Consider the following 6,460-nt stretch of genomic DNA (forward strand, 5'->3'; position numbering starts at 1 on the left):
CTCCACTCAGACTGGCTTCACGCCAGCAGACAGCAGGGCGTTTTCAAATTTATCCAGGAAGATTTCCAATTCAGCATTGCTGATCAGCAGGGAAGGCAGCAGACGCAGAACGCAACCATGACGGCCACCGCGCTCCAGAATCAGGCCCGTTTCAAAGCATTTTTTCTGCAACAGGGCAGACAGCTCGCCATCAGCCGGGTAGCAACCCATGTGATCCTGCGCTTCATTAGGCTTAACAATCTCAATCCCGATCATTAATCCCAGACCGCGAATGTGGCCGATCACCGGATAGCGTTTTTGCAGCTCAGCCAGTTTGGCTTTCAGCCATTCACCTTGCTCAGCAACTTTGTTTGCTACCTGATTGTCTTTGAGGTGCTTCAGCGTCGTCAGGCCGGTTGCCATCGCCAGTTGGTTACCACGGAAAGTACCCGTGTGGTGACCCGGTGACCAGGCATCAAACTGCTTCTTGATACCCAGAACGGCTAATGGCAAGCCGCCACCTACTGCTTTAGACATCACGATGATATCTGGCTCAATGCCAGCGTGTTCGAAGGCGAAGAATTTACCCGTGCGTGCAAAGCCAGCCTGAACTTCGTCGATGATCAGCAGAATACCGTGTTCCTGCGTCACTTTACGGATGCGCTGCAACCACTCGACAGGTGCCGGGTTAACGCCGCCTTCACCCTGAACAGCTTCCAGAATGACCGCCGCCGGTTTGCGTACGCCACTCTCAACGTCGTTGATCAGGTTTTCAAAATAGTAGGTTAATGCTTTAACACCGGCTTCACCGCCAATGCCCAGCGGGCAGCGGTACAGGTGCGGATAAGGCATAAACTGGACTTCAGGCATCATGCCGTCGACGGCTTCTTTCGGCGACAGGTTACCGGTTACGGACAGTGCGCCATGCGTCATGCCGTGGTAGCCACCGGAGAAGCTGATCACACCAGCGCGACCGGTGTATTTTTTTGCCAGTTTCAGCGCAGCTTCAACAGCATCGGCGCCAGAAGGGCCCGTAAACTGGAGGCAGTACTCTTTGCCCTGACCAGGCAGTAAGGAAAGCAGATATTCGGAGAACTGATCTTTCAACGGCGTTGTCAGATCCAGTGTATGTAACGGCAAGCCGCTAGTAATGACACGTTGGATGCTTTGCAGCACGTCAGGATGGTTATGTCCAAGCGCCAGCGTTCCCGCCCCAGCCAGACAATCAAGATATTGATTATTCTCAACATCAGTAATCCACACGCCTTCAGCTTTCGCAATTGCCAGAGGCAATTTGCGTGGATAACTCCTCACGTTCGATTCAAATTCAGCTTGTCTTGCCAAATAGGTTTCATTGTTTCCGTTTAATGAATTCGCACCTAAACTGTCAATACGGACTTTATCCGTCATCATATCTCTCCTACAACCGTGAGCTCGCAGGCAACCACAGTTGAATAAATGAATTAAACACGTAACTACTATAAGAAAAACGCGGCCAATATAGGTTTTTTCAGTCACCGACTCAATGATTTATTTCGTTTCGAAACTTTTATTTTTTCACATAAAAATCAACTGGTTGATTGGTTTTTTACGAATCATGATGTCATAGCTACTTTACATGCTTATTAAATAAGCAAAAAAAATCCGCCTACCGCAGAATTCTTGAACCGAAAAAGCGGCAATTAGAGGGGTAAACAGCACGTTTAGCTATAGCGATCAGGGAGAAAACCACAAGTAAGAGAGAGTCGTGATGATGCTTTACACATTGTTTTCAGTCTATATAAAGACTAAATTAAGACTGAAGTCGATATCAGGAGGAAAGCATCATGAAGATCGAGACGATTAGCTATATAAAGAAAAACGCAGCCACGCTTGACCTCGCTGAACCCATTCTGGTGACCCAAAATGGCGTTCCTGCCTACGTTATTGAATCCTACGATCAACAGCAGGAACGGGAAAATGCCATTGCACTGCTGAAGCTTCTAACGCTGTCTGAGAAAGATAAAGCTGAAGGAAAAGTGTTCAGCAGGGATCAATTGCTGGATGGGCTGGAATTCTGAACTGACAATGTCAGCAGGAAGGGATGCTAAATGGAAAAACCGAGAATAACGATAGAATACACCTCGACGGTCAGAGTCTGTATCAGCGATATTGTCAGCCATCTCCGCCGTATTGATGTAGAACCCGGTCCGGTGATCCATGAAATTCTGGACCAATTTGAGAGTAAAATCCGGCAGTTTCCTTTGAGCTGTCAGATCAGCCCGGAACTGTTGAATATTGGGTGCGGAAAATACAGGGAATATAATACTTCAGGAGGATATCGGGTCCTTTATTCAATCGAAAATACTCTGGTTACCGTCCACGCTCTTCTTGCTCACCGACAAGATATTCAGCAATTATTATTTAAGCGCTTGATTCAGGCGTGAATCAGCACCAGAGGAAGGGGCAGAGGTTTTGAAGCCTCTGCCGTTCGTTAAATCGGATTCCAGCGGTTTCTGAGGTAATTAACCGCTTCCTGGGTCTGTGGTTGGTTGAGATAGTTCTCTCTGAACAGAATCGTCCCGTTGATTTGCGGCATAGACTCGTTCAAATCGAGCTGTTTTTTCAGCTCCGGCACGCCGCCATTTATCGTCCAGTCAGGCTCATTCTTTGAAGGTTCACCCACTTTATACAGCGCAACGCCAATATAGAGGCGTGTGTTTGTGGGCTTCACCACATCCGCCCACCATTTTGCCAAGACATCATAGCGAGCCGCGTCACGTGCGAACGGCCAGTAGATCTGCGGGGCAATGTAATCCAGTAACCCTTGTTGCACCCACAGGCGGGTATCGGCATACGCTTCATCGTAGGCGGCCGCGCCTCGCGTGTCGGAACCTGCCGCATCGTGTGACCGGTTGCGCCATACGCCTGCTGGGCTGACGCCAAATTCAACCTCAGGTTTCAATTGCTTGATAGTGCGCGACACCTGCTCAATCAACAGCTGCGTATTGTGCCGCCGCCAGTCCGCCTTTGAGCCAAATCCCTGACCCTGTTTTTTAAAGGTTTCACCATCGTTAAGCATCGAGCCGGATGATTCGGCATAGAAGTAATCATCGAACTGCACACCATCAATAGGGTAACGCGCCACGACTTCAGCCACGATACTGGTGATCCAGTTTCGCGCTTCTGGGATACCCGGGTCGAGCACAAAGCGATCGCCTGCCGTGCGGATCCAGTCACGATGCAATACAAATACGCTGGCCGGGTTCTGCGACAAGGTGCGATTTAGCTCCGTCACAGTTGACGGTTTAGTGTTAACGGAGACGCGATAGGGATTTAACCAGGCATGGACTTTCATACCGCGTTTGTGCGCTTCATCCAGCATGAATTGGAGCGGATCGTAGCCCGGATCCTCACCAATATTGCCCGTTAACATATCTGACCAGGGCAATATCTTAGAAGGCCAGAGCGCGGTACCATCAGGCTTAACCTGAAAAAATACGGTATTGATACCGAGACTTTTCAATTTATCCAGCTTGCCTTTCAGCGCTTCCTGCTGCTGAGTTATGCGTATAGCAGGGCTACTGGCATTGACGGATGCTATCGGCGGCCAATCCAAGCGGGAGACGGTCGCCAGCCAGACACCGCGCATGGGTTCCTTATTCTGCTGCGATTTCGCCGGAAGCGGCTGTTTAACAGGAGGAAGCGGGGTAACAAGCGAACTCGGTGGCTTAGACGCGCAACTGACAAGTAGAAGCGCAGCGGCAATCAGTACGACTGGCTTTTTCACGTTGGTTAGCTCTTATTTCTGCGGCTATTAGCCCAGGGATCAACAGCGCTATCATCTGATTTTACGGGAGCGGAATCGTCCAGAGAATCAAGGTACAGTGCTTCAACTTCGGCACGCGCCCAGGGTGTCCGACGCAGAAACTTTAAACTGGATTTAACGCTTGGATCGCTTTTAAAGCAATTGATGTTGATCCGTTTACCCAACTCAACCCAGCCAAAACGGGCAACCAACGCATTGACTTGCATTTCAAGCGTGACGCCATGCAAAGGATCTTTAGAAGTATGAGCTGTCATGTAACGTCCAGTAGTTTCAGGTTTTTGTGTTCAGGATTCGGCGTGTAGCAAGGGAAGGTTACAAGAAAGCGGGGCGAGCGGCAATGTTATGTCCGCAGCATAATCACACTGATAGTGAGAGGCTGAGGTATAATTTTTTACTCACTATCCTCTTGTCAATACAAGGTGATTTAGATGTAATGGAAAGTAGAGCTTTCAAGAGGAAGGTTTCTCGGTGCAGATCAATTCTTACATTTACCAACGAAGAAATTTCGATTGTATATACCTTGATTAATAACCTACCTACGGTAATATTATGAAACACCAACAACTAAACTGGGAGAGGCAAACATTGTGGGAGCATAGTGATATTATATCAACTTAAGGGAAAATCACAGAGATGGGAATGATAAGCTTAGTTGAGATAATAATATTTTACAATAACTAGGAAATGTTAAATGTTTTATTTCAGTCTCTACTTTACTTCATTAAACTCACATCTAAAAATAAAAAATCATTGCTTTTACTAATGAAATTAAAAACACGAAAAAGGTAATGTAAGGTCGAGTAAAAAACATTAACGACTTACATGCAGTTAATTTACTATTGAACTTATTAAAATTAGGTTGGAAATGTCAATTTTGAGAAGGATATAATGAAAAAATTAAGCGCTGCGGTGATTTTTATCTTTTGTTTACTTAGCTCTTTGCATGTGGACGCGAAAATAAATCGAAACGAGCACATTGAAGATAAAAATATTAATGAAGTTTTCGAATCGATAAGAAACCAAAAGTATATTAATGAAGGTTATGATAAATCAATCATCTCTTTAGATAAAAAAATAGGTAATTTTGATACTGCGCTTTCTTCATTAAAAGATAATGTATCAAGAATAGATGCTTATTCAAGCAATGTCATGGTTGCATATAATTTCTTGACTTGGTTTATCCCACTAGCAATAGTGGTGCTATCATTGATTTCTATTCCCTTTTTTTGGAACAGAACAAAAATGATTCATAAAGATGCTATAGATAAATGGATTAAAGATAATGAAGGTTTCTTAATTGATGAATCTAAAAAGGAGTTCTTAAATCGGCTCACAGAGAAATATGAAAAATTAGTGGATGACATATACAGTGAAAATAAAAAAAACGTCAATGAACCTGAACAATCTAGTCAAGTAAAAAAAGAATTTGATGCTAAATCGTTAGATGGTAACAATCGAAGAGAACAGACAAATTCTGATGATAATCATAAAGACAAACCTGAACCTGAAAATAAACCCTCCACTCAACCTCGAGAGGGAACTGGCACCATTAATAGTGAGATTTCTGCAGAATACACAGATAGTTTAGAGGTAACAAAAGGTGATGAACAAAGTGTCAATTCAGCAAAAGAAATAGAAACTCTAAATAATAACAAAATAAATAATGACAATAATGTAATTAATAACATTGACATTTCAGTTGAACAGGAACTATCTGGGGATAAGACTGATGCATACCAGAGACTAATTATACAATTGAATGATTCCACATTGCCGGAAAAAGAGGTTACTGCCTACCAGGAATTCATTGAAAAATTTAGCGATTCCGATGATCCGGAAATACAAACGCAGTTAGCGATTGTCTACCGCAGCATGGGTATAGCCTATGGAAAGTTAAACCAGTCGGAAGAAAAAATCGCGGCCTACCGGAAACTGATTGAGCGGTTTGGTGACTCAGAATTCGAAGCCGTACAGGCTCAGGTAGCGATGGCTATGCGGGGTACGGGAGTGACCTACGGAGAATTGAATAAACCGAAAGAGGAAATCACGGCCTACGAGAAACTGATTGAGCGGTTTGGTGACTCCGACAATCCGGCCATTCAGGAGCAACTGGCGATGGCCTACCGCAGCATGGGTATAACCTATGGAAAGCTGAATCAGCCGGAAGAAAAAATCGCGACCTACCGGAAACTGGTTGAGCGGTTTGGTGATTCAGAATTCGAAGCCGTACAGGTTCAGGTAGCGATGGCCATGCGGGGCACGGGGGTCACCTATGGACAGTTGAATCAGCCGGAAGAAAAAATCGCGGCCTACCGGAAACTGATTGAGCAGTTTGGTGATTCAGAATTCGAGGCCGTACAGGCTCAGGTAGCGATGGCTATGCGGGGTACGGGAGTGACCTACGGAGAACTGAATAAACCGAAAGAGGAAATCACGACCTACCGGAAACTGATTGAGCGGTTTGGTAACTCCGACAACCCGGCCATTCAGGAAGAGCTGGCGATGGCCTACCGCAACATGGGTATAACCTATGGACAATTAAATCAGCCGGAAGAAAAAATCACGGCCTACGAAAAACTGATTGAGCGGTTTGGTGACTCTGACAATCCGGCCATTCAGGGGCAACTGGCGATGGCCTACCGCAGCATGGGTATAACCTACGGAGAACTGAAT

Annotated in this window: 6 protein-coding genes; 3 read left to right on the forward strand and 3 right to left on the reverse strand. The window is 45.6% G+C overall.

Annotation, left to right across the window (positions count from 1 at the left end; all coding sequences use genetic code 11):
* Positions 1 to 6: 6 nt before the first annotated feature.
* Complete coding sequence (locus tag NXT09_RS03540; protein WP_205550419.1) at positions 7 to 1,392, reverse strand: diaminobutyrate--2-oxoglutarate transaminase; 1,386 nt, start codon at positions 1,390 to 1,392, stop codon at positions 7 to 9.
* 413 nt (positions 1,393 to 1,805) lie between these two features.
* Between NXT09_RS03540 and NXT09_RS03545 the strand changes: the two genes are divergently transcribed.
* Together NXT09_RS03545 and NXT09_RS03550 are read left to right on the forward strand one after the other, a co-directional pair.
* Positions 1,806 to 2,039 (forward strand): type II toxin-antitoxin system Phd/YefM family antitoxin, encoded by a 234-nt coding sequence (locus tag NXT09_RS03545; protein ID WP_039486865.1) that lies wholly within the window; start codon positions 1,806 to 1,808, stop codon positions 2,037 to 2,039.
* A 30-nt stretch (positions 2,040 to 2,069) separates the two neighbouring features.
* Entirely contained in the window at positions 2,070 to 2,405 is a 336-nt protein-coding gene (locus tag NXT09_RS03550; RefSeq protein ID WP_268578872.1) for a type II toxin-antitoxin system RelE/ParE family toxin, read from the forward strand.
* Positions 2,406 to 2,452: 47 nt separating this feature from the next.
* Here NXT09_RS03550 and NXT09_RS03555 read toward each other — a convergent pair whose 3' ends face one another.
* Both NXT09_RS03555 and NXT09_RS03560 read right to left on the reverse strand, forming a co-directional pair.
* The gene (locus NXT09_RS03555; RefSeq protein ID WP_268578873.1) at positions 2,453 to 3,748 is read right to left on the reverse strand and encodes a glycoside hydrolase family 10-like protein; all 1,296 of its coding nucleotides are present in this window, start codon (positions 3,746 to 3,748) and stop codon (positions 2,453 to 2,455) included.
* A 5-nt stretch (positions 3,749 to 3,753) separates the two neighbouring features.
* A complete protein-coding gene (locus tag NXT09_RS03560) occupies positions 3,754 to 4,041 on the reverse strand; it encodes a VF530 family protein (RefSeq protein WP_268578874.1) in 288 nt (95 codons plus the stop codon).
* Positions 4,042 to 4,675: 634 nt separating this feature from the next.
* Here NXT09_RS03560 and NXT09_RS03565 point away from each other — a divergent pair.
* The coding region (locus NXT09_RS03565) for a tetratricopeptide repeat protein (protein ID WP_268578875.1) at positions 4,676 to 6,460 on the forward strand (1,785 nt) is incomplete at its 3' end.

The organism is Pectobacterium jejuense (assembly GCF_026800125.1).
Lineage (GTDB): Bacteria > Pseudomonadota > Gammaproteobacteria > Enterobacterales > Enterobacteriaceae > Pectobacterium > Pectobacterium jejuense.

What these genes read in the sequence shown, in the direction of transcription:
- NXT09_RS03540 (WP_205550419.1), bottom strand. Translation starts at nt 1,392, where the DNA reads ATGATGACGGATAAAGTCCGTATTGACAGTTTAGGTGCGAATTCATTA.
- NXT09_RS03545 (WP_039486865.1), top strand. Translation starts at nt 1,806, where the DNA reads ATGAAGATCGAGACGATTAGCTATATAAAGAAAAACGCAGCCACGCTT.
- NXT09_RS03550 (WP_268578872.1), top strand. Translation starts at nt 2,070, where the DNA reads ATGGAAAAACCGAGAATAACGATAGAATACACCTCGACGGTCAGAGTC.
- NXT09_RS03560 (WP_268578874.1), bottom strand. Translation starts at nt 4,041, where the DNA reads ATGACAGCTCATACTTCTAAAGATCCTTTGCATGGCGTCACGCTTGAA.